19 protein-coding genes are annotated in these 22,050 nt (G+C 73.4%); 10 read left to right on the top strand and 9 right to left on the bottom strand.

Annotation, left to right across the window (positions count from 1 at the left end):
* Nucleotides 1-110: 110 nt before the first annotated feature.
* Nucleotides 111-1,553 carry a DNA repair protein RadA gene (radA, locus tag ADK86_RS27905; RefSeq protein ID WP_053699111.1) on the bottom strand — a complete coding sequence of 481 codons (1,443 nt, stop codon included), beginning with the start codon at nt 1,551-1,553 and terminating at the stop codon, nt 111-113.
* Between the two features lie 222 nt (nt 1,554-1,775).
* Here radA and ADK86_RS27900 point away from each other — a divergent pair, with 222 nt between their 5' ends.
* Nucleotides 1,776-3,611, top strand: a complete 1,836-nt coding sequence (locus ADK86_RS27900; protein WP_053699110.1) for a hypothetical protein — start codon at nt 1,776-1,778, stop codon at nt 3,609-3,611.
* A 38-nt stretch (nt 3,612-3,649) separates the two neighbouring features.
* On the opposite strand, the gene ADK86_RS27895 is transcribed toward ADK86_RS27900, so the two are convergent.
* Nucleotides 3,650-4,483, bottom strand: a complete 834-nt coding sequence (locus ADK86_RS27895) for a hypothetical protein (protein WP_030373400.1) — start codon at nt 4,481-4,483, stop codon at nt 3,650-3,652.
* Between the two features lie 91 nt (nt 4,484-4,574).
* On the opposite strand from ADK86_RS27895, the gene ADK86_RS27890 reads away from it, so the two are divergent.
* The 4 genes from ADK86_RS27890 (at nt 4,575) to ilvD (ending at nt 9,018) form a co-directional block, all read left to right on the top strand.
* Nucleotides 4,575-5,507, top strand: a complete 933-nt coding sequence (locus tag ADK86_RS27890) for a Ppx/GppA phosphatase family protein (RefSeq protein ID WP_053699109.1) — start codon at nt 4,575-4,577, stop codon at nt 5,505-5,507.
* A gap of 57 nt (nt 5,508-5,564) precedes the next feature.
* Nucleotides 5,565-6,377, top strand: coding sequence for a sugar phosphate isomerase/epimerase family protein (locus ADK86_RS27885; protein ID WP_033022812.1), 813 nt, complete (start codon nt 5,565-5,567; stop codon nt 6,375-6,377).
* Nucleotides 6,374-7,003, top strand: coding sequence for a TetR/AcrR family transcriptional regulator (locus ADK86_RS27880; RefSeq protein ID WP_234346067.1), 630 nt, complete (start codon nt 6,374-6,376; stop codon nt 7,001-7,003). The genes ADK86_RS27885 and ADK86_RS27880 overlap by 4 nt, the downstream gene beginning before the upstream one ends.
* A gap of 164 nt (nt 7,004-7,167) precedes the next feature.
* Nucleotides 7,168-9,018: a dihydroxy-acid dehydratase gene (gene ilvD / locus ADK86_RS27875; RefSeq protein WP_053699128.1), complete on the top strand. Its 1,851-nt coding sequence runs from the start codon at nt 7,168-7,170 to the stop codon at nt 9,016-9,018.
* Between the two features lie 34 nt (nt 9,019-9,052).
* Here the strand turns inward: ilvD and ADK86_RS27870 are convergent, their stop codons facing one another.
* Nucleotides 9,053-11,428 (bottom strand): protein kinase domain-containing protein, encoded by a 2,376-nt coding sequence (locus ADK86_RS27870; RefSeq protein WP_053699107.1) that lies wholly within the window; start codon nt 11,426-11,428, stop codon nt 9,053-9,055.
* 159 nt (nt 11,429-11,587) lie between these two features.
* Between ADK86_RS27870 and ADK86_RS27865 the strand changes: the two genes are divergently transcribed.
* The gene (locus ADK86_RS27865) at nt 11,588-11,968 is read left to right on the top strand and encodes an SH3 domain-containing protein (protein ID WP_078952315.1); all 381 of its coding nucleotides are present in this window, start codon (nt 11,588-11,590) and stop codon (nt 11,966-11,968) included.
* Between the two features lie 41 nt (nt 11,969-12,009).
* On the opposite strand, the gene ADK86_RS27860 is transcribed toward ADK86_RS27865, so the two are convergent.
* Nucleotides 12,010-12,753: a hypothetical protein gene (locus ADK86_RS27860; protein WP_159393986.1), complete on the bottom strand. Its 744-nt coding sequence runs from the start codon at nt 12,751-12,753 to the stop codon at nt 12,010-12,012.
* 101 nt (nt 12,754-12,854) lie between these two features.
* Here ADK86_RS27860 and ADK86_RS27855 point away from each other — a divergent pair, with 101 nt between their 5' ends.
* The gene (locus ADK86_RS27855) at nt 12,855-13,373 is read left to right on the top strand and encodes a hypothetical protein (protein ID WP_053699105.1); all 519 of its coding nucleotides are present in this window, start codon (nt 12,855-12,857) and stop codon (nt 13,371-13,373) included.
* A 17-nt stretch (nt 13,374-13,390) separates the two neighbouring features.
* Here ADK86_RS27855 and ADK86_RS27850 read toward each other — a convergent pair whose 3' ends face one another.
* From ADK86_RS27850 to ADK86_RS27835, 4 genes are all read right to left on the bottom strand, one after another.
* Nucleotides 13,391-13,849 (bottom strand): nuclear transport factor 2 family protein, encoded by a 459-nt coding sequence (locus tag ADK86_RS27850; RefSeq protein ID WP_053699104.1) that lies wholly within the window; start codon nt 13,847-13,849, stop codon nt 13,391-13,393.
* A gap of 108 nt (nt 13,850-13,957) precedes the next feature.
* Complete coding sequence (locus ADK86_RS27845) at nt 13,958-15,367, bottom strand: M1 family metallopeptidase (RefSeq protein ID WP_053699103.1); 1,410 nt, start codon at nt 15,365-15,367, stop codon at nt 13,958-13,960.
* A gap of 102 nt (nt 15,368-15,469) precedes the next feature.
* Nucleotides 15,470-16,981: a SulP family inorganic anion transporter gene (locus tag ADK86_RS27840; protein WP_053699102.1), complete on the bottom strand. Its 1,512-nt coding sequence runs from the start codon at nt 16,979-16,981 to the stop codon at nt 15,470-15,472.
* A gap of 169 nt (nt 16,982-17,150) precedes the next feature.
* Complete coding sequence (locus ADK86_RS27835) at nt 17,151-17,546, bottom strand: hypothetical protein (RefSeq protein ID WP_053699101.1); 396 nt, start codon at nt 17,544-17,546, stop codon at nt 17,151-17,153.
* 211 nt (nt 17,547-17,757) lie between these two features.
* On the opposite strand from ADK86_RS27835, the gene ADK86_RS27830 reads away from it, so the two are divergent.
* The 3 genes from ADK86_RS27830 (at nt 17,758) to proC (ending at nt 20,517) form a co-directional block, all read left to right on the top strand.
* On the top strand, nt 17,758-18,699 hold the full coding sequence (locus tag ADK86_RS27830) for an ABC transporter ATP-binding protein (RefSeq protein WP_063789107.1): 942 nt from the start codon (nt 17,758-17,760) through the stop codon (nt 18,697-18,699).
* Complete coding sequence (locus ADK86_RS27825; protein ID WP_053699100.1) at nt 18,696-19,454, top strand: ABC transporter permease; 759 nt, start codon at nt 18,696-18,698, stop codon at nt 19,452-19,454. The genes ADK86_RS27830 and ADK86_RS27825 overlap by 4 nt, the downstream gene beginning before the upstream one ends.
* A gap of 253 nt (nt 19,455-19,707) precedes the next feature.
* Nucleotides 19,708-20,517: a pyrroline-5-carboxylate reductase gene (proC, locus tag ADK86_RS27820; protein WP_053699099.1), complete on the top strand. Its 810-nt coding sequence runs from the start codon at nt 19,708-19,710 to the stop codon at nt 20,515-20,517.
* Between the two features lie 86 nt (nt 20,518-20,603).
* Here the strand turns inward: proC and trpS are convergent, their stop codons facing one another.
* Nucleotides 20,604-21,626, bottom strand: a complete 1,023-nt coding sequence (gene trpS / locus ADK86_RS27815; protein ID WP_053699098.1) for a tryptophan--tRNA ligase — start codon at nt 21,624-21,626, stop codon at nt 20,604-20,606.
* Nucleotides 21,627-22,050: the final 424 nt, after the last annotated feature.

Genomic DNA, 22,050 nt, shown 5'->3' with positions numbered 1-22,050 from the left:
TTGACAGGCGAGACCGGGGCAAAGTCTACCGGCGCCCAGGCTAGAGGCTGTCTGTAAAAGCACGCCGTCCGTCCTTGGGACGGACTGCCGCCCGTGTGGCGGGCACCGCGTCACGAGGCAGGGGCATCACCACCCGGACCGGCCTGTCCGGCCGGGGCCTTCTCGCGCGCCTCCCGGCGCGGGCGCCTGGGCAGGACGCGCAGCGCCTCGCCCACATCGGCCACCTCCAGCACCCGCATGCCGGGCGGGATCTTGCCCGGGTCGGCCGGGACCAGGGCGTGGGTGAAGCCGAGGCGGGCCGCCTCGGCCAGCCGGCGCTGTACGCCCGTCACCCGCCTGACCTCGCCGGCCAGGCCCACCTCGCCGATCGCGACCAGGTTCTTCGGCAGCGGGGTGTCGCTGGCGGCGCTGGCCAGCGCGAGCGCCACGGCGAGGTCGGCGGCCGGCTCGGTCAGCTTCACGCCGCCGACCGTCGCGCTGTAGATGTCGCGCTTGCCCAGGGCGGCGATGCGCCCGCGCTGCTCCAGCACGGCCAGCATCATCGAGACCCGGGAGGTCTCCAGGCCGGAGGTGGTGCGGCGGGGGGAGGGGATCTGGGTGTCGACGGTCAGCGCCTGCACCTCGGCGACCAGCGGGCGGCGGCCCTCCAGGGTGACCGTCAGGCACGTGCCGGGCACCGGCTCGTCGCGGCGGGTCAGGAAGAGGCCGGACGGATCGGCCAGACCGGTGATGCCCTCGTCGTGCAGCTCGAAGCAGCCGACCTCGTCGGTGGTGCCGTAGCGGTTCTTCACACCGCGCACCAGGCGCAGACGGGCGTGCCGGTCCCCTTCGAAATTCAGTACGACATCGACCAGGTGTTCCAGGAGGCGGGGGCCCGCGATGGCGCCGTCCTTGGTGACGTGGCCGACCAGCAGGGTGGCCATGCCGCGCTCCTTGGACGCGCGGATCAGGGCGCCGGCGACCTCGCGGACCTGGGCCATGCCGCCGGGCGCGCCGTCGATCTCGGGGGAGGCGACGGTCTGGACGGAGTCCACGATCAGCAGGGACGGCTTGACCGAGTCCAGGTGCCCCAGGACGGCGGACAGGTCGGTCTCGGCGGCGAGGTAGAGGTGGTCGTCGATGGCGCCGATGCGGTCGGCGCGCAGCCGCACCTGGCTCGCGGACTCCTCGCCGGTCACATACAGCGTGCGGTGGTCGTCGCTGGCGGCCTTGGCGGCCACGTCCAGCAGCAGGGTGGACTTGCCGACGCCGGGCTCGCCGGCGAGCAGCACCACGGCGCCGGGGACCAAGCCGCCGCCGAGCACCCGGTCCAGCTCGTCCACGCCCGTGGAGCGGGCGGTGGCCCGGCGGCCGTCCACCTGGCCGATGGGCAGCGCGGCCGTCGTGACGCGGCCGGGCGCGGTCGTACGGACGGCGGGGGCGCCGCCGAACTCCTCGACCGTGCCCCACGCCTGGCACTCCGGGCAGCGGCCGAGCCACTTCGCGGTGGTCCAGCCGCATTCGGTGCAGCGGTACGAGGGCCGCTCCTTGGCCGAGGATTTACGAGTCGCCATGGGGTTCACCGTAGCCGTGGGGTGTGACAACGCGGGCGGGCGGCGCCGACGGGAAGGGGCCGGTGGGGCGCGTGCGGGCGGCCGGTGCGGGACGTGAACGAGAGCGTCGAGTGGGAAACCAGGTTCTCGGGTCCCCTTTCGAGCGAGAAGACCACCCGTACGGATTAAAAGAGGCCATGCGGCGCGATAGGCCCCGCATCACCCCCCTACCGTCGCCGGGTGATGAGCAGCAGGTCCGATCACCCCACGCACGCCACCGGCGCACATCAGGCGCACGGCGACGGCCGCCGCGCCCTGCCGAGCCTCCCCGAGCGGTACGAACCCCACCTGGACGGCCTGTTCACCTACTGTCTGTCCGTCCTGTGCGAGCACGACGCGGCCACCGCCGTCCTCGGCGAGGTGCTCGCCGTCGCCGAGCGGCACCACGGCCGACGGCCCCCCGACGCCGCCCTCTACCGCTCCTGGCTGTACGCGCTGGCCCGGTGGGCCTGTCTGCGGCGGCTCGCGGACCGGACCCCGGACGGCGGAACGGACCACGGTACCGGGGTTCCCGCGGAATCAGCGGCCCCGCCCGCCGGGGCCGGTACGGACCCCGCCACGAACCACGGCGTCACCACCTTCGGTACGGGCGCGTCCACCGGGTTCGGCGCCCCGGCCGGTCCCGGCGGCGCCCCCGACGCGGCGCGCCGCCGCCGCGAACTGGCCTCCCTGGCCTGGCCGGAGGCCGCCGGCACGACCCCCGAGCAGCGCGAGGCGCTGGAGCTGTCCGTGCGCCACCGCCTGTCCACCGAGGAGGTGGCCGCCGTCCTCGGAGGCGACCTCGTCGCCACCCGCACCCTCCTGGCCGCCGCCTCCTGCGAGGTCGAGCGCACCCGCGCCGCGCTCACCGTCGTCGAGTTCGGCCGCTGCCCGGATGTCGCCCAACTCGCCGGCGACACCCAGATGCTGCTGGGGGTCGCGCTGCGCCGGGAGCTGGTCCGGCACGTGGACGACTGCGCCGAGTGCCGCCGTACGGCCGAGCGGGTCACCGCGCACGGCCCCTGGCCGGGCACCGCGCCCCTCGGCCACGGCGCGTTGTCGGTGGTTGCCGCCCCGCGTACGGCCGTGTGCACGGCCATGGCGGCGGCGCGCAACTCGCGTTCGGGGCGCGCCGAGGGCGTGGCGGGCGCGGGCGCCTCGCCGCGCTCCGGGCGTGCGGGCCGCTCCGCTGGCGTAAACGGTTCTCCTCGCTACGACCGGCGCGGCTTCCCCGTCCGCCCCAAAGATCCGGCGACCCGCCGGCGCCGGGCGCGGACCCGGGCCGTGACCACGACCGTGCTCGCCACCGTCCTGGCGGCGCCGGTGCTCGCCCTGTGGGCCGCCTACCGTGGCGCGCCGATGACCGGCGAGTCCGAGGGTCCGTCGGTGACGGCCGGCGAGGCGGACGGCCCCGGCGCGCTCGACGGCGACCCGTACGAGAACGCGGGCAGCGCGCGGGCCCGCGGAGCGCACTCCGCAGCGAGCGGCCTGCCCGCCGTCTCGGTGCAGGTGGTCGGCGCGGACGGGATGCCGCTGCGCCCCGGCGAGCCGGACCGTTCCCGCACCGGCCCCGGGCGGCTGACCGTCACGGCCCGGCCGAGCGGTTTTGGTACGGCCGTCACGCTCACCGCGTCCGGCGGCGAGCCGGTCCACTGGTCGGCGCGGCCGGGCGCGCCGTGGCTCCTGCTGAGCAGCACGGGCGGAGTGCTCGCCCCCGGCGAGTCCGTCACGGTCGTGGTGACCGTGGACCACGGCCGCGAACCGGACGGCTACTGGAACGCGCGGATCACGCTCGCCCCCGGCGGCACGACGGTGACCCTGGAGGGATGGGGCGAGGGCGGCCACCGGCCGGGTCCCGGGCGGCCCCCGGGCCCCGGCCCCGGCCACCACCCCGGCCCGAGGCCGACCCCACCGGCGCCGGACCCGACGCACCACCCGACCGCTTCGCCCGCCCCCAGCTCCTCACCCACGCCCACGCCGGGGGAGCCGACCACGGGCCCGAGCCCGTCACCGTCCGATACGACGGGACCGGCGGGCTGAGCGGCGGGCACGCGCGGCGTACGGCCCCGAAGCGACGGCTACTTGGGGTCCGCCGGATGCGGCGCCATCGGCAGGGTCGCCGCCAGGCGCTCCTCGCAGAGTTCCACGAGCCGGTCGTAGCCCTCCTTGCCCATCAGCTCGGTCAGCTCCGGCCCGTAGGACACGTACACCGGCTCGCCGGCGCCGTGTGCCGAGGTCGCCGACGTGCACCACCAGTGCAGGTCGTGGCCGCCGGGGCCCCAGCCGCGGCGGTCGTACTCGCCGATGGTGACCTGGAGGACGCGGGTGTCGTCGGGGCGGTCGATCCAGTCGTAGGTGCGCCGGACCGGCAGCTGCCAGCACACGTCCGGCTTGGTCTCCAGCGGCTCGCGGCCCTCGCGGAGCGCGAGGATGTGCAGCGAGCAGCCGGCGCCGGCCGGGAAGCCGGGGCGGTTCTGGAAGATGCACGAGCCCTTCCAGCGCCGGGTCTGGCGGTCGCCGTCCTCGTCCTCCTGGGTCCAGCCGGTGGAGGTGCCGACATCGTGGAACTGCCACAGGTCGGGTGTGAGCCGCGCCACGTGCTCCGCGACCCGCTGCTCGTCCTCCTCGTCGGAGAAGTGCGCGCCGAGCGTGCAGCACCCGTCGTCCGCGCGCCCCGCCTCGATGCCCTTGCAGCCGCTGCCGAAGATGCACGTCCAGCGGGAGGTGAGCCAGGTCAGGTCGCAGCGGAAGACCTGCTCGTCGTCGGCGGGGTCGGGGAAGGTGACCCAGGCGCGGGCGAAGTCCAGACCGCCGACCTCGTCGGCCCGAGCCCCTTGCGCCTCCCGTGCCGCGCGCTGCTTTTCCGCCTTCTTCAGGGCTTTGTTCTGCTTCGCCTTGTTCGTCTTAGCCACTACTCCAGCGTAAGACGGCCGGTACGCGGATCGGCCCTCCGAGGCCGGGGCCTCGCCGTCGGTTCCCGGCCACGCGCAGTAGGTTCAACGTATGAGACTCGGTGTCCTCGATGTGGGTTCGAACACGGTTCATCTGCTGGTGATGGACGCGCACCCGGGTGCGCGTCCGCTGCCGGCCTACTCCCACAAGGCGGAGCTGCGGCTGGCCGAACTCCTCGACGAGGACGGCGCGGTCGGTGCCGCGGGCGTGGAGCGGCTGGTGGCCACGGTACGGGCCGCGGTGCAGGTCGCGGAGGACAAGGGCGTCGAGGACGTGCTGCCGTTCGCCACCTCCGCGATCCGCGAGGCGGCCAACGGGGAGGACGTGCTGCGCCGGGTCGAGCAGGAGACCGGCGTACGCCTCGGGGTGCTGTCGGGCGAGGACGAGGCCCGGCTGACGTTCCTCGCGGCCCGCCGCTGGTTCGGCTGGTCGGCGGGGCGGCTGCTGGTGCTGGACATCGGCGGCGGCTCGCTGGAGATCGCGTACGGGCTGGACGAGGAGCCGGACGCGGCGGTGTCGCTGCCGCTCGGCGCGGGCCGGCTGACCGCGGGCGACCTGCCGGGCGACCCGCCGGAGCCGGAGGACATACGGGCGCTGCGCAAGCGCGTACGGGCCGAAATCGCACGGGTGGTGAGCGATTTCACGCGCTTCGGGACTCCCGACCACGTCGTGGGCACCTCCAAGACCTTCAAGCAGCTGGCCCGTATCGCCGGTGCCGCCCGGTCCGCCGAGGGCCTCTACACCCAGCGTGAGCTGGACCGTAAGGCGCTGGAGGAGTGGGTGCCGAAGCTCGCGGCGATGACCGGCGCGGAGCGCGCCAAGCTGCCCGGCGTCTCCGAGGGCCGCTCGCGCCAGCTGGTGGCCGGGGCGCTGGTGGCGGAGGGCGCGATGGACCTGTTCGGCGTGCGCACGCTGGAGATCTGCCCGTGGGCGCTGCGCGAGGGCGTGATCCTGCGCCATCTGGACCACCTGCCTCCGGCGTAGGGGCGCGGCCCCCGCCCGTCGGCGGCGGCCCGTACCCTGTCCCTCGTGACGGAGCCAGTGGTGCGCATCCCGGATGCGAAGGTCGCCCTGTCCACGGCCTCGGTGTATCCGGAGTCGACGGCGACGGCCTTCGAGATCGCCGCGCGCCTGGGCTACGACGGCGTCGAGGTCATGGTGTGGACCGATCCGGTCAGCCAGGACATCGAGGCGCTGCGCCGGCTCTCCGACTACCACGGGGTGCCGATCCTGGCCGTGCACGCGCCGTGCCTGCTGATCACGCAGCGGGTGTGGTCCACGGACCCCTGGGTGAAGCTGCAGCGCGCTCGCAACGCCGCGGAGAAGCTCGGCGCGTCGACGGTGGTCGTCCATCCGCCCTTCCGGTGGCAGCGCAATTACGCCCGCGAGTTCGTGCGCGGAGTGTGGCGGATGGAGAGCGAGACCGACGTGCGGTTCGCCGTCGAGAACATGTATCCGTGGCGCTACCGGGACCGCGAGATGCTGGCGTACGCGCCGGACTGGGACCCGACCAAGGACGACTACCGCCACTTCACCGTCGACCTCTCGCACACCGCCACCTCCCGCAGCGACGCGCTGCACATGGTCGACCGGATGGGCGAGCGCCTGGCGCACATCCACCTCGCCGACGGCAACGGCTCCAACAAGGACGAGCACCTGGTGCCGGGGCGCGGCTCGCAGCCCTGCGCCGAGCTGCTGGAGCGGCTGGCGGCCACCGGTTTCGCCGGGCACATCGTGGTCGAGGTCAACACCCGGCGGGCGATGTCCGGCGCCGAGCGCGAGGCCGATCTCGCGGAGGCGCTGGCGTTCACCCGGCTCCACCTGGCGTCGCCGACGTGGGTGCCGGGGTCGTGACGGACGGCCCTGCCGTGGCCGGGGGTGCCCGCAGGCGCGGCCGCCCCTCCCGTACGGATTCCGCGGGCGGCCCCGGCGCGCGCGAGCGCATCCTGACCGCGGCCCGCGCCGAGTTCGCCGCGCGCGGCTACGAGAAGGCGTCGATCCGCGGTATCGCCAAGGCGGCGGACGTGGACCCGGCCCTGGTCCACCACTACTACGGCACCAAGGAGCAGGTCTTCGAGGCCGCGGTCGAGATGTCCTTCGCGCCCGCCCTGAACGCCCCCGAGGCGGTGCTCGACGGCGGCCTGGACGGCGCGGGCGAGCGGATGACCCGCTTCGTCTTCGGCGTCTGGGAGAACCCGGTCACCCGCGAACCCCTGCTGGCGATCGTGCGCAGCGCCCTGACCAACGACGTGGCCGCCGCGGTCTTCCGCAAGCTCATCGCCCGCCAGCTGCTGCGCCGGATCGCCGGCGAGCTGGCCGTACCGGACGCCGAGCTGCGGGCCGAGCTGGCGGCGGCGCAGCTGGTCGGTACGGCCCTCATGCGGTACGTGATCAAGCTGGAGCCGCTGGCGTCGGCCGACCCGGAGCGGATCATCGCCCGGGTGGCGCCGGTGGTGCAGCAGCATCTGACCGGGCCCTGACCAGCCGGGAGAGCCCCCGGTATGTGTCCGCCCAGCGGTCACCTGTCTCACATGCCGGATTCACTGTCCAGATCTTGGAGCCGGGGCGTAGTCTCGACTGATTCACATACGTACGCGCACTGGGCGTACGGGAGATGTACACGCACCCGAGGGAGTGGATCCACGTGCCCGAGCTGAGGTCCCGCACCGTCACCCATGGCCGCAACATGGCCGGCGCCCGCGCGCTCATGCAGGCGTCGGGCGTAGCGCGCGAGGACTTCGGCAAGCCCGTGATCGCGGTGGCCAACAGCTTCACCGAGTTCGTGCCGGGCCACACCCACCTCCAGCCGGTCGGCCGGATCGTCAGCGAGGCGATCAAGGCGGCCGGCGGCATCGCCCGCGAGTTCAACACCATCGCGGTGGACGACGGCATCGCCATGGGCCACGGCGGCATGCTCTACTCGCTGCCGTCCCGCGACCTGATCGCCGACTCCGTCGAGTACATGGTCGAGGCGCACTGCGCGGACGCGCTGATCTGCATCTCCAACTGCGACAAGATCACCCCGGGGATGCTGATGGCCGCGATGCGGCTGAACATCCCCACCGTCTTCGTCTCCGGCGGCCCCATGGAGGCCGGCCGCGCCACCCTCGTCGACGGCACCGTCCGCAAGCTGGACCTGATCAACGCGATCTCCGACGCGGTCGACGAGAACGTCTCGGACGAGGACATCCTCCGTATCGAGGACAACGCCTGCCCGACCTGCGGCTCCTGTTCCGGCATGTTCACCGCCAACTCGATGAACTGCCTGACCGAGGCCATCGGCCTGTCGCTGCCCGGCAACGGCTCGGTGCTGGCCACCCACACCGCACGCAAGGCGCTGTACGAAAACGCCGGCCGTACGGTCGTGGAGATCACCAAGCGGTACTACGACGAGGACGACGCGACCGTGCTGCCGCGCAGCATCGGCTCCCGCGCCTCCTTCGACAACGCCATGGCCCTGGACATCGCCATGGGCGGCTCCACCAACACGATCCTGCACCTGCTGGCCGCCGCCCAGGAAGCCGGGCTGGATTACGACCTGGAGGACATCAACGCGGTCTCGCGCCGGGTGCCCTGCCTGGCCAAGGTCGCGCCGAACGTCGCGCCGGGCGGCACGTACTACATGGAGGACGTGCACCGGGCGGGCGGCATCCCCGCCATCCTGGGCGAGCTGTACCGTGCCGGGCTGCTCAACGAGGACGTGCACACCGTGCACAGCTCCTCGATGGCCGACTGGCTCAAGATCTGGGACGTGCGCGGCGGCTCGCCCTCCCCGGAAGCCGTCGAGCTGTGGCACGCGGCCCCCGGCTGCAAGCGCTCCGCCACCGCCTTCTCCCAGTCCGAGCGCTGGGACACCCTCGACCTGGACGCCGAGGGCGGCTGCATCCGCGACGTCGCCCACGCCTACTCCGCCGACGGCGGCCTGGCCGTCCTCAAGGGCAACCTCGCCGAGGACGGCTGCGTGGTGAAGACCGCGGGCGTCGACGAGTCGATCTGGACGTTCGAGGGCCCGGCCGTGGTCTGCGAGTCGCAGGAGGAGGCCGTCGAGAAGATCCTCGGCAAGCAGGTCAAGGAGGGCGACGTGGTCGTCATCCGCTACGAAGGCCCCAAGGGCGGCCCCGGCATGCAGGAGATGCTCTACCCGACGTCCTTCCTCAAGGGCCGCGGCCTGGGCAAGGCGTGCGCGCTGGTCACCGACGGCCGCTTCTCCGGCGGCACCTCCGGCCTGTCCATCGGCCACGCCTCGCCCGAGGCGGCCTCCGGCGGCACCATCGCCCTGGTCGAGGACGGCGACCGCATCCGTATCGACATCCCGAACCGCACCATCGAACTCCTCGTCCCCGAGGAGGAGCTGACGGCCCGCCGGGAGGCGCTGGGCGGCGTGTACGCGCCGAAGCAGCGCGAGCGCAAGGTCTCGCAGGCCCTGCGCGCCTACGCGGCGATGGCCACCAGCGCCGACAAGGGCGCGGTGCGCGACGTGACGAAGCTGGACTGAGCCCCCGTAACGCCTCTTGAGAGCCCCGCCCGCCTCACCAGCGGGCGGGGTTCTCCGCGTTCGCGGCGAAGACCGAGCCGTCCGGCGCGGCCGCGTAGATCCGGCCGTGCCGCGGGTCCGGCAGCGGCGCGGGCAGCTTCTCCAGGTAGCCGCTGCGGCCGGTGGCCAGCCGGGGCGGCGTCTGGCCGAGCAGCGCGCCGCGCCGGGTGTCCACGGCCAGCAGCCGGCCGTCGGCGCCGGTGAAGTACAGCCGCTCGCCCCGCGGGTCGAGCACCGGCGCGGAGGCCCGGCTCACCGACGTCTCCATGGTCCACCGCCGGTCGCCGACCGCCTGGAGGGTGCCGCCGGCCGCGAGCACATACGCCGTCTCCCCGCGCACCACGGCTGCCGCGTCGTCCACCGGCGCGGCCAGCGGCAGCCGCCGTACCCGGTGCGTACCGGGGTCGTAGCGGACGACGGCCGCGGTACGGGTGACGATCAGCGGGTCGGCGGCGGCCAGGTAGACCGAGCCGGACGCGCCCGCGCCCACCACGGTGAGCGAGCCGGGCAGCCGCCGCTCCCAGCGGACCGTGCCGTGCGCCGGGTCGATCGCGGTGACCATGGTGGTGGCGCCGTCGGCCGCGACGGTGGCCGCGTAGGCGGTACGGCCGTCCCCGTACGCGGTGAACTGCCCCAGCGGCTGCGCCGAGTAGCGCTGGTGCCACAGTTCCTCGTGCGTGGCGCTGTCCAGGGCGGTGACCATGCCATCCGCCGCCGTCAGGAGCACGGCGCCGCCCACGAACCGGACTTCGGGTCCGTACCCGGCCAGGCTCTTGCTCCAGCGCGTCGCGCCCCGCCCGCCGGCCGACGGGTCGAGCGCTTCCAGCCGCTTGCCGTCGGGGGACCGTACGTAGAGCAGCCCGCCGGAGAGGACCGGCGCGCTCGGCGGGGTGTCGCTCTCGCGCACCGGCTCGCCCGCGCGCCGCCACGTCACCGTGCCGTTCCCCGGATCGACCCGCGCGGCCTTCAGGCCCCGCTCGACGCAGAAGAGGGCAGGAGCGTCGGCGGAGGCGCCGTACGTGCAAAAGGGCATCTCGGCCGGGTGGCCGGCGGGCCGCCGCATCAGCGGGGTGTGCCAGGGGCGGAAGGCCGCGGCGGTGCCGTCGGTGGTGTGCGTCTGGAGCGCCGGGTCGTCGTCGGAGTCCAGCATCTGCACGCCCGTGAAGATGCCCGCACCGGCCAGCACCGCCGCCAGGGCGGCCCAGGCGGCCCAGCGGCGGCGCGCGCCACGCCCGGCGCGGCCCGCGTCCTTCTCGTCCGGAGGAGCGGCGGCAGCGGGCTCCGCACCCCCCGCGCCGGCCTTCTTCTCCGCCTCCGCTTCGGGTTCCGCTTCCGCTTCCGTCCCTGCCCCGGCTTCCGGCTTCCGGTCCCGTACGTGCGTCTCCTCGCCCGGGTCCGGCGCGGCGGACGGCACGGGCGCCGGAACGATCCGTACGGGCTCCCTCAGGGCCTCCCCTTCGGCCTCCCGCTGAGCCGGTACGCGCACGTCCCCCGCAGCGGGGGCGTCCGCGAGCAGCACGCCCAGGTCGTCGTGGATCTCCGTGGGCATCTCGGTGTGCAGCATCCGCATCAGCACGTCCGGCGTCGGCCGGTCGGACGGCCGCTTCGCCAGACAGGTGCGGATCAGCGGCGCCAGATCCTCCGGAACACCCGTCAGGTCCGCCTCGTCGTGCACCACTTGGTACGCGACGATGTACGGGCTCTCCGAGTCGAACGGCCCCCGCCCGGTCGCCGCGTGCACCAGCACCGACCCCAGCGCGAAGACGTCCGCCGCCGGGCCCACCTCGCGCGGGCGCTGGAACTGCTCGGGCGCCATGAACGGCGGCGTACCGATGAGCTTGCCGGTCTCGGTGCGCATCTCGCTGTCCGAGGGGCGCGAGATACCAAAATCGATGACCTTGGGGCCGTCCGCGGCGAGCAGCACGTTGCCGGGTTTGAGGTCGCGGTGCACCACGCCCGCCCGGTGGATGTCGCGCAGCGCCTCGGCCAGGCCCGCGGCCAGCCGCCGCACCTCGGCGGGCGCCAGCGGGCCGTTGCGCTTGACGTGCTCACCGAGGGTCGGGCCGGGGATGTAGAGGGTGGCCATCCAGGGGCGGTCGGCGTCCGGGTCGGCGTCCACGACCGGCGCGGTGAACGCGCCGCTCACCCGCCGCGCCGCCGCCACCTCCTGCCGGAACCGGCCGCGGAACTCCGGGTCCTGGGCGAAGTCGGCGTGCACGACCTTCACCGCCAGGCGCAGCCCCGACGACGACCGCGCCAGGTGCACCACGCCCATTCCGCCGGAGCCCAGGCGCGCGTCCAGGCGGTACCGGCCGGCGTATTGCGGACGTTCCGCTTCCGGGTCCGCCTCGGAACCGCGCAGCGGCGGCATCTTCCACCCCCGTGTCCATGAGCCGCGGATGCGACGCACGGAGCCTAGTCGATGGTGCGTACGGGACAGGTGAGGCTTGCTAGCGTGCGCGTTGCACCGGCCGCGGCCCGCGGACCGGCCCGCGACACCGGAACCAGAGCATTCAACGGGGGAGTACGCATGAACGGCACACAGGAGAACACCGTCGGCACGGCGGGCGGCACCGGCGCCGACGAGGCCGCGGTGGTCGCGGAGGCGGAGGCGGTCACGGAGGCCGAGGGCGTGGCCGCCGGGGCGATGGCGGCGACCGCGGCCACCTACCAGGTCGCGCCCGGCTACCAGGTCAACGTCCGCAGCGGCCCGAGCACCGGCGCCTCCGTCGTACGGCAGCTCCCGTACGGGGCGCGGGTCTCCATCCGCTGCCAGCGCCGCGGCCAGCGGGTCAGCGGCCCGTACGGCACCACCGACATCTGGGACTGCATCGCGCCCGGCCAGTACGTCTCGGACAGCTACGTGCACACCGGCAGCGACGGCTTCGTGGCGCCGAACTGCGCGAACTAAGCGGCGGGGCCGGGCGCGTCCGCCCGGCCCTCCGGCCGCCGTCACCCGGCAGCGGCCTGCCGCAGCTTCTCGGCGGCCTGGGCGGTCAGGGACTCCACCAGCCCGGGGTCGTCGCCGGCGACCCCGGGGAACGTGACGATGGTGATGCCGGTGCCGACCCGGATCACGACCTCGTCGAACCGGTTGCCGCCCACCCGCAGGCGGACGCCCACCGACTCGTCACCGCGCCGCGGCACGCTGAGCACCCCGTAGCTCACCGCGTACGGCCCCGCCGTGGCCGTCGCGCACTTCTGCCGCAACTGCCTGACCTGTTCGAGCTGCTGGGCGGCGCCCCGTACGTCCGGGTACGCCTTGACCTCGAACATCAGCGAGCGCCGGGCCATGGGATTCTCCATCGTGCGGCCGACCGCGGCGCTCGGCCGCACGGCACGGAAGGAATCGGCGACCACCCGGTCGCACGCCGCGTCGCCCTTCAGGTCGTGAATGCCGTGATCGTCCTTCTCCACCGCGGGCGACAGATCCTCCTTCGCCACCGACCAGCCCGCCGGCAGATCGATGGTCGAGAGCATCGCGCGGGCTGCCTGGGGGCCGGTGAGGGGGCGTGGTGCAGCGGAGGCGCCGGGCGTCGTGGGGGTGCCGGTCGCAGTGCGTGCGGGGCGGCTGCCGGCGGCCGTGGGGCTGTCGTCCGAGGGGCCGGGCGCCGAGCCGCCGCACCCCGCGACGGTGACCGCCAGCAGGGGCAGCGCCCCGATCGCCGTGGCCCTTCGTCCGTATCGCCTGCGCATACTGACCCTTCCCCCGGTTGGCATGTACAGGCGGATGCTATCGGGACGCGCACAGCCCACCGCCACCCCGGCCGCCCCGGCCCACCAGGGATAATCGCCCCATGAGCGACGAGACACGGCCCGCCCCGGACCGCTCCGGCCCCGAGCCGGCCCCGATCCGCTTCTTCGGGACGACCTGGGTGCACCACGACAGCGGCTACGGCCTGCGCCGGGCCGGGGTCGCCGTGGGCTCCCTGGCACTCGCCGCCGCCGGCGCGGTGGTGCTGCGCTTCGCCTTCCAGGGCCTGGAGATCGCCGAGGTCGGCTCGTTCCTGAACGCCCTGGTCGTGGCCTGCTTCGCGGTGTGCAGCGCGGTCGCCTTCCGCCGTACGTGGGAGCGCCTGACCCGCCCCGCCGCCGAGGTGGCCGCCAACCGCCCGGCCGACCGCTCCGCGCAGAGCCTGCTGCTCATCGGCTTCATCGGCTCGCTGCTCGCCTACTTCTGCCGCGCCCTCGTCGAAGCGCCGGGGGAGGGCGTACGACGCGCCGAGTACGAGGAGGAACGCGCGCGCCACGAACGCCGCCGGACGGCGCGCACCGGCAACCCGGCAGCCAAGAAGACGAAGAAGAAGCGCGGCTAGAACGGGGCGCGGCCGGCTCAGCTTCCGGGAGTACAGGCCGCGGCGATTGCCAAGCTGTCCTCGTAGACGTGATGCCGCACGATCGCCCCGTCCCGCACGGTGAAACGCAGCGCGAAGGGCGACCGAAACGCCTTGCCGGTGGCCCGGACCGTCCCCCACAGATGCCCGGTCAGCACCGCCTCAGGGCCCGAGATCACGAGCGCGTCGATGGACGCGCCACCCGCGCCAGGAACGGTGTGTTCACGCAGCTCACGCCAGTGTGCGGCGACATCGTCCCGCGTCGCGCGCGGCCGCAGCCACGGCACCACCGGATTGTCGGCACACATCCAGTCGACTTGCTCCGCGTAGTGCGCGGCGATGCGCTCGGGCGTCGCTTCCGGGTCGGCGACCGTGGCGAGGTAGGCGTCGACCACGGCACTCGTCGCGGCGCTCTCGTTCTCTGTGGCTGCCGTCTGCACGGCGTCAGTGCTGCTCATGCGGACGATGCTGCCGCCTGCCCGGCCAGCCGTCGATTACCTCACAGGTAATGCGACAGGCCATGCCATGGCTCTGGCCCGCTCGGACCCGCCCCGTCCCCATGCTCCTCAGTACTCCCAGTCCGGCTTCCCGTCCCCGTACAGCCAGTCGTCGAAGAGGTCCGTCAGGTCGACGTCCGTGCGGTCCGCGCAGAAGTCGATGAACTGCTGGGTGTCGGCGCTGCCGTGGCGGTGTTCCGCCGGCCAGTCCTTCAGGATCGAGAAGAAGACCTTGTCGCCGACGGCCTTCCGGAGCTGCTGGAGGACCATGCCGCCGCGCTTGTACACGGGGTCGCCGGTCACGTTCTTCGGGCCGCCGGGGTCGCCGGGCGGGAAGCCCCAGATCTCCTCGTCGTCCTCGTCCGTCGCGTACAGCGCGTCGAACTGCTGCTGTGCCGTGCGGCCGCCCTTGTCCTCCTCCCACAGCCACTCCGCGTACTGCGCGAACCCCTCGTTGAGCCAGATGTCCTGCCACGTCTTCGGCGTCACCGAATCGCCGAACCACTGGTGCGCGGTCTCGTGCACGAGCGTGCCCTCGTCCGGCGCCCCGGCATAGACGGGCTTGGTCTGCGTCTCCAGCGCGCCCCAGCTGATCCGCTCGGGCGTGTGGTCGACGATGGCTCCGGCGCTGGAGAACGGATACGGGCCGAACCGTTTCACCGACCAGTCCAGGATCGCGTCCAGCCGCTCCAGCGGCTTCGCGCTCTCCTTGGCCTCCGCCGGGTCCACCGCCGTGTACACGGGCAGCCCGCTCTTCGTCCGCGACTCCTTGACGGTGAACTTCCCGATGGTCGCGGTGGCGAGGTAGGAGGCCATCGGCTCGCCGTTGTGCCACTCGAAGGTCGTGCGCCCCTTCGCGCTCCTACGGCCGCGCAGTTCGCCGTTGGCGACGGCGGTGTACCCGTCCGGCACGGTGATCCGGAAGTCGTACGCCGCCTTGTCGCCCGGGTGGTTGTTGCCGGGGAACCACGTCATGGACCCGGCCGGCTGGCCGGCGACGAACGCCCCGTCCTCGGTGCGCACCCAGCCCTCGGTGGAGCCGTCCTCGTCCGTCATCTCCTCCGGCGTGCCGTCGTAGTCGACGGTCGTACGGAACGTGGCGCCCTTCTTCACCGTCCGCGGCGGCCGGACCGTCAGCTTGTGGCCCTTGCGCGAGAACTCCGCGTCCTTGCCGTCCACCCGCACGCCGTGCACCTTCATCCCCTGGAGGTCCAGCTTGAAGGAGGCGAGGTCGGCCTGTGCGGTGGCGCTGATCTCGGCGGTGGCGTCGAGGGTGCCGCCGCGTACGTCGTAGTCCAGGTCGAGCCCGTAGTGGCCGACCTCGTACCCGCCGTTGCCGAGGGCGGGGAAGAGCGGGTCCTGCACGCTGCCCGCGCCCTCCGTGCCGTCCAGCCGGGACGCGCTCGTACAGGAGGACAGCAGCAGGGCGACGGAGAGCGCGGCGGTCGCACCACAGGAGCGGAGAGGCCGGCGGATCACGGGGCTCCTCGGGTCGTCGGACGAGTGGATCAAGCCTCCCGACCCTACGGCCCTTTGGCCCCGCAACGCCGCCCCCTTCCGCTTAACGACGCTTATGCACAGTTATGTCCGGATAGTGGAGCCGGTACCGGCATCAGGGACGGGGCCGGCACCGGTATCGACCGGTTCCGGCCCGTCCCCCGGCCGCCGCCGCTCCGCCCAGCTGCCGAGCGCCGCCGCGCAGGCGCGGTCCAGATGGCGCAGCCCGGAGAGGTCCAGTACGACGGCGCGCTCACGCGGCAGCGCCTCCAACTGGTCCAGCAGCCTCGGCAGCCGCAGGAACGTGGCATTCCCCAGGGCCCGTACGAGAATGGGCCCCGCCCCGGGCCCGCGGTCCTCCAGCCCCGACACCTCCAGGTGCGCGTGCGAGGTCTCCCAGGCGGACTTCGCGACCGCCATCAGCAGCCCGATGACGACCCCCTCGAACAGGTTGGTCACCACGATCGCCACCGCCGTCCCCGCGAGCACCACGGTCTCGCCCCGGTGCTCCCGCCACAGCGGCACGAGATCCCGTACGGGTACGAGCTTCCAGCCCGCGTGCACGAGCACCCCCGCCAGCGCCGCCAGCGGCACGACGCCCAGCGCCGCCGGGAACGCCGCCGCGAACAGCAGCAGCCACACGCCGTGCAGCACCCGCGACGCCTTCGTCCGCGCCCCGGCCCGTACGTTCGCGGAGCTGCGCACGATCACCGCGGTCATCGGCAGCGCGCCGAGCAGCCCGCACGCCGCGTTGCCCACCCCCTGCGCCATCAGCTCCTTGTCGTAGTCCGTGCGGGGCCCGTCGTGCAGCCGGTCCACGGCCGCCGCGCTGAACAGCGACTCGGCGGACGCGATCAGCGCGAAGGCCAGCACGGTGCCGACCGCGCCGGCCTCCGCCAGCCGGGCGAAGTCCGCCCCGCCCGGCGGCTGTACGGCGGACAGCAGCCCCTCGACCTCCACCCGCGCCACCGGCAGCCGGAGCACGGCGACGGCGACGGTGGCCAGGACCACGGCCGCGAGCGGCGCGGGCAGGACGCGGGCCGCCCGCTTCCAGCGCGGCCACAGCGCCAGTACGGCGATGGTGCCCACGCCGATCGCCGCCGCCGTCAGCGCCTGGTCCGACCAGATCGTGTCGGCCGCCAGCTCCGGCAGGCCGCCGAGGTTGCCGAGGCCGCCGCCGGGCGGCTTGGCGTCGGTGAGCGCGTACAGCTGACCGGCGATCAGGACCAGCCCGATGCCCGCGAGCATGCCCTGCACGACGGCCACGGAGATCGCGCGGAACCACCGCCCCAGCCGCAGCGCCCCCATGACGAGCTGCAACACCCCGGCGGCCAGCACCAGCGCGCCCAGCGCGCTCAGCCCGAACTCCCGCACCGCCTCGTACACGAGGACGGTCAGCCCGGCCGCCGGACCGCTCACCTGGAGGCTGCTGCCGGGCAGGAAGCCGGTGAGCAGCCCGCCGACGATGCCGGTGACGAGCCCGAGTTCGGCCGGGACGCCGGAGGCGACGGCCACGCCGACGCACAGGGGCACGGCGACCAGGAAGACGACGAGGGAAGCGGTGAAATCCGGGCGTATGGCCATGATTTTTCGCATGCTGCTGCCTCCAGCGCGTTGCGGTGGACCGCACGGCACGAAGGTGCGCCGTGCGGGGGAGAGGGACGGATGTCCGGGTGGCTCCGTGAACTCGGTGCTGCGCGCGGGCGGGGGACGGCCCGTGGAGCGCCTGGCGTGCTGCCGGTGTCCGGCGGCCGGCGGGCGCCGCTCAGCAGCGGAAGACGCGATGACTGACGGGCAGTTGACCCGACCTCGTCAGGGGTATGGCGCGGGTGCCGGCGGCCGGGCCGGCCGGTGACGGCCCCTCGGCGGGCGGGACGGTCGGGGCGCCCGCGCACCTGGTCGGGTCGCCGGTCCGGGAGCCCGGCATGCCGGTCGCCGAGCGGGTGGCGCGGCCGGTCGGGCAGCGCTCGGCCGCCGGGTCCACCGGGCCGCCGTCCTCGTACGCGTACGGGGTCACGGCGGACCGTACGCCGCTCCCGGGCGCGGCCGTACTCCCGGCCGCGACCGTGTTGCGGCTCTCGGCCGCCCGCCCGTGCGCCTTCTCGGCACCGACCGGGAACGCCAGCAGCGCTGCCATGAGGAACAGCAGCACGCGGCGCATGGCGTCAGCCCTCTCTTCCGGTGCGGATGGTTGGGCGGTCAACTTCATTCTGTCCAGCGGTACATGACTTTGCGCGAGTCGCTGTGTAACCGTCATGTAAACGCGGAGTCAGCGAAAAGGAACGGTCGATTCCGATCACTACGGCATCCACCGGAGTGCGCCGCCGCGCGGACACCTTGACGTCCCGGGCCGTCCGCGCAATATTCAACACATGATGAATTACGGTCGCGCCCCGGCCGGTACGGGCACCGCAGCCCCGACCGCCCCCGCCGCCGTCCGGGCCCGCGCCCTCACCGTCGTACGCGGCCACCGCACCGTCCTGGACGACCTCACCTTCGACGTCCCGCACGGCCGGATCACCGGACTCCTCGGCCCCTCCGGCTGCGGCAAATCCACCCTGATGCGCGCCGTCGTCGGCACCCAGGCCAAGGTCGGCGGCACCCTCGACGTACTCGGCCGCCCCGCGGGCCACGCCCGCCTGCGCCCCCGCATCGGCTACGTCACCCAGGCCCCGTCCGTCTACGACGACCTCACCGTCCGCCAGAACCTCGACTACTTCGCCGCCGTCCTGCACCCGGGACGGGCCGCCCGCGCCACCCGCCGGGAACAGGTGCGCCGCGCCATCGAGGACGTCGCCCTCACCCGGCACACCGACGCCCTGGCCGGCCATCTCTCCGGCGGCCAGCGCAGCCGCGTCTCCCTCGCCGTCGCCCTCCTGGGCACGCCGGAACTCCTCGTCCTCGACGAACCCACCGTCGGCCTCGACCCGGTGCTCCGCCGCGACCTGTGGCAGCTCTTCCACCGCCTCGCCACCGAACGCGGCGCCACGCTCCTGGTCTCCTCCCACGTCATGGACGAGGCCGAACGCTGCGACCGGCTCCTCCTGATGCGCGAGGGCCGCATCCTCGCCGAGGACACCCCCGACGCGCTGCGGGCCCGTACCCGTACGGACACGGTCGAGGAAGCCTTCCTCCACCTGGTGGACGCGGCAACGGCGGCGGAACGCGCCACCACGCACGCCGAGACGGCCGCTCCCGCCCCTGGCCGGGCCGAGGCGACCGCTTCCGCCACCGGACGGGCCGAGGCGGTCGCTCCCGCCCCTGGCCGGCCCCAGGACCAGCCCGCACGACCCTCCGAGGAGCGCCCCGCATGACCACCGCAGCGCCGCCCTTCTCCGCGGCCCGCGCCCTGGCCACCGCCGCCCGGGTGCTGCGCCAGCTGCGCCACGACCCGCGCACCATCGCCCTGATGCTGGTCGTCCCCTGCGTGATGATCGCCCTGCTGCGGTACGTCTTCGACGCGCGCCCCCGGACGTTCGACAGCGTCGGCGCCTCGCTGCTCGGCGTCTTCCCGATGATCACGATGTTCCTGGTGACCTCGATCGCCACCCTCCGCGAACGCACCTCGGGCACCCTCGAACGCCTCCTCGCCATGCCCCTAGGCAAGGCCGACCTGCTCGGCGGCTACGCCCTGGCCTTCGGCGCCCTCGCCGTCGTCCAGTCCGCCCTCGCCACCGCCCTGTCCGTATGGCTGCTGGACCTGGACATCAGCGGCTCCCTCTGGCTGCTCCTCCTGGTCGCCGTCCTCGACGCCCTCCTGGGCACCGCCCTCGGCCTCTTTGTCTCGGCTTTCGCCTCCTCCGAATTCCAGGCCGTCCAATTCATGCCGGCGATCCTGATGCCCCAGCTCCTCCTGTGCGGCCTGTTCACCCCACGCGACACAATGCAGCCGGTCCTCAAAGCATTCTCGAATGTCCTGCCGATGTCCTACGCGGTGGACGGCATGACCGAACTCCTCACCCACCCCACCATCACCACCGCTTTCCTCCACGACATCACCATCGTCACCGCCTGCACCCTCGGAATCCTGGCTCTGAGCACGACTACGCTTCGGCGGCGTACGAGGTGAGGGGCGGGCGGGGCGACTTGTGCGGGGCACCTGCTGGCGTTGGCTGGGGGGATTGAGGACGAGCCCGCCGGGCGATCACGGCGTCCAAGACCAACCTCGCCCACCCACACCACGCCACCCCACCCCTGCCCACAACGTGAACGCCCCCACCCGCCGAACCCCCACGATGCGACGATGACCGGGCAGCAACAACGGCCGGCCGCCCGGGCGGCCACCAGACCCCCGAAGCCCCACCGGCGAGGTGAACCGCAACATGACCCAGAAGGTCGCCGTACTCGGCACCGGAAAAATCGGCGAAGCCCTCCTCAGCGGCATGATCCGAGGCGGCTGGGCCCCCACCGACCTCATGGTCACCGCCCGCCGCCCCGAACGCGCCGACCAGCTCCGTACCCGCTACGGCGTCACCCCCGTGACCAACGCCGAGGCCGCCAAGTCCGCCGACACCCTCATCCTGACGGTCAAGCCGCAGGACATGGGCGCCCTCCTCACCGAGCTGGCCCCGCACGTCCCCGCCGACCGCCTCGTGATCAGCGGCGCCGCCGGCGTTCCGACGGCCTTCTTCGAGGAGCGGCTGCCCGCGGCCACCCCGGTCGTACGTGTCATGACGAACACCCCCGCCCTCGTGGACGAGGCCATGTCCGTGATCTCCGCGGGCACCCACGCCACCGCCGCGCACCTCACCCGCGCCGAGGGCATCTTCGCCACCGTCGGCAAGACGCTGCGCGTCCCGGAGTCCCAGCAGGACGCCGCCACCGCCCTTTCCGGCTCCGGCCCGGCGTACTTCTACTTCCTGGTCGAGGCGATGACCGACGCCGGCATCCTGCTGGGCCTGCCGCGCGACAAGGCCCACGACCTGATCGTGCAGGCGGCGATCGGCGCGGCGACCATGCTCCGGGACAGCGGCGAGCACCCGGTGACCCTGCGCGAGAACGTCACCTCGCCCGCCGGCACCACCATCAACGCCATCCGCGAGCTGGAGAACCACGGGGTACGGGCCGCCCTGATCGCCGCCCTGGAAGCGGCCCGCGACCGCAGCCGCGAACTCGCCAACGGCAACGGCTGACCCACTCCGTACGCCCGGGAACCGGCCTTGCGCCCACTACGCACGTAGTACGTACAAGGCCGGCCTGTACCCACCGGACCCCGGGCTCACCCCACCGGCAGCAACCCCACCCCCCGATACGCCGCATCCACCCGTGGCCGCGCCATGCCCCGCGCCCGCTCGGCCCCGTCCCGCAGGACGGAGTCCACGTACCCCGGGTCCGCCACCAGCTCCGCGTGCCGCTCCCGCACCGGCCGCAGCAGCTCGACCACCGCCTCGGCCGTGTCCTTCTTGAGCGCTCCGTACGAGTCGTACGCACCCGCCAGCTTCTCCGGATCGCCCCCGCCGCACGCCGCCAGTACGTCCAGCAGGTTCGCCGCCCCGGGCCGCCCGGCCCGGTCGTACACGACGTCCGCCCCGGAATCCGTCACCGCGCCCATGACCTTCTCGCGCACGGCGTCCGCCTCGTCGAGCAGATGGACGACCCCCGCCCCGCGGGCATGCGACGTTCCCATCGCCGCCACCGGATCTTGGAGATCCATCACCCGCACGGCCACCGCCGGACGCGTCACCTTCGGCACCACGAACGTGTGCCCGTACCGCTGGTTGAAGCGGATCGCCAGTTCCCGCGTCAGCTCCAGCTGCTGCGCCTGGTCCTCATCCACCGGCACCTCGTCGGTCCCGTACGCGAGGATGTCGGCCGCCATCAGCGCCGGACACGTCAGCAACGACAGCCGAACGCTGCCGCCCCGCGCCCGCTCGCTCGCGGCCTTCTCCCTGTACTGGGCCATGCGCCGCATCTCATCGTCGTCGGCCGTGCACTCCATCAGATACGCCAGCCGTGTGTGCTCGGCGACGTGACTCTGTACGAACAAGGTGCACCGCCGTGGATCGAGCCCCACCGCCAACAACAGCGTGACGGCCTGCCGGCTGAGCCTGCGCACGCGCGCCGGATCGTGGTCCACGGTCAGCGCGTGCAGATCCACGACGCAGAACAGGGCCTCCGCACGGTGCTGGTCCTCGTCCGCCCAGCGGCGCAAGGCGCCCAGGTAGTTCCCCAAGGTCAGATGCCCGGTCGGTCGCACTCCGCAGAAGATCCGCGTCTTCTCCCGCCGCTCTCGCCGCGTCATTTCCCGTCTCCCGTCCTGCCGGTCCCGGGACCGCCGCGCCACCACCGGCCGGCTGCGAGGAGATACGCGAAACGGCCGCCGGGGCGGCGGCCGTCGTCTGCATGCGCTGGGGGCGGCCGCCGTCAGGCGGGCCACCACTGCTGTGCGAGCGCACGCGTTGTCATACGGGCCACCGTACGCTTCCGACCGCCCCCGGACGCGGGTTTGAAGCCCCCCAGGGCCTCGTGTAGTGTTCTCCGAGTTGCCACGGAGCCAACAGGCACCGTGACGACCCCTCACGCCGCACCGGCGGCACAATCACCACCAGCACGACTCCCGAACGGGACGGATTTCGGCATGCCGGAATTCCGGCCCACCGACTCGATTATGAGCCGGACGGGAAAAGCCGCTAAAGTAGTGATCACGCCGGAAGGCGCGAACAACC

Origin of the sequence: Streptomyces sp. NRRL F-5755, from assembly GCF_001279365.1 — a bacterium.
In the GTDB taxonomy this organism is placed as follows: Bacteria; Actinomycetota; Actinomycetes; order Streptomycetales; family Streptomycetaceae; genus Streptomyces; species Streptomyces rimosus.
Note: the sequence above shows the minus strand (reverse complement) of the source record. Positions and strands in the feature narration are given on the sequence as shown.

What these genes read in the sequence shown, in the direction of transcription:
- ADK86_RS27900 (WP_053699110.1), top strand. Translation starts at nt 1,776, where the DNA reads ATGAGCAGCAGGTCCGATCACCCCACGCACGCCACCGGCGCACATCAG.
- ADK86_RS27870 (WP_053699107.1), bottom strand. Translation starts at nt 11,428, where the DNA reads ATGCCGCCGCTGCGCGGTTCCGAGGCGGACCCGGAAGCGGAACGTCCG.
- ADK86_RS27890 (WP_053699109.1), top strand. Translation starts at nt 4,575, where the DNA reads ATGAGACTCGGTGTCCTCGATGTGGGTTCGAACACGGTTCATCTGCTG.
- radA (WP_053699111.1), bottom strand. Translation starts at nt 1,553, where the DNA reads ATGGCGACTCGTAAATCCTCGGCCAAGGAGCGGCCCTCGTACCGCTGC.
- ADK86_RS27865 (WP_078952315.1), top strand. Translation starts at nt 11,588, where the DNA reads ATGAACGGCACACAGGAGAACACCGTCGGCACGGCGGGCGGCACCGGC.
- proC (WP_053699099.1), top strand. Translation starts at nt 19,708, where the DNA reads ATGACCCAGAAGGTCGCCGTACTCGGCACCGGAAAAATCGGCGAAGCC.
- ADK86_RS27840 (WP_053699102.1), bottom strand. Translation starts at nt 16,981, where the DNA reads ATGCGAAAAATCATGGCCATACGCCCGGATTTCACCGCTTCCCTCGTC.
- ADK86_RS27850 (WP_053699104.1), bottom strand. Translation starts at nt 13,849, where the DNA reads ATGAGCAGCACTGACGCCGTGCAGACGGCAGCCACAGAGAACGAGAGC.
- ADK86_RS27860 (WP_159393986.1), bottom strand. Translation starts at nt 12,753, where the DNA reads ATGCGCAGGCGATACGGACGAAGGGCCACGGCGATCGGGGCGCTGCCC.
- trpS (WP_053699098.1), bottom strand. Translation starts at nt 21,626, where the DNA reads ATGACGCGGCGAGAGCGGCGGGAGAAGACGCGGATCTTCTGCGGAGTG.
- ADK86_RS27835 (WP_053699101.1), bottom strand. Translation starts at nt 17,546, where the DNA reads ATGCGCCGCGTGCTGCTGTTCCTCATGGCAGCGCTGCTGGCGTTCCCG.
- ADK86_RS27825 (WP_053699100.1), top strand. Translation starts at nt 18,696, where the DNA reads ATGACCACCGCAGCGCCGCCCTTCTCCGCGGCCCGCGCCCTGGCCACC.
- ADK86_RS27855 (WP_053699105.1), top strand. Translation starts at nt 12,855, where the DNA reads ATGAGCGACGAGACACGGCCCGCCCCGGACCGCTCCGGCCCCGAGCCG.
- ADK86_RS27830 (WP_063789107.1), top strand. Translation starts at nt 17,758, where the DNA reads ATGATGAATTACGGTCGCGCCCCGGCCGGTACGGGCACCGCAGCCCCG.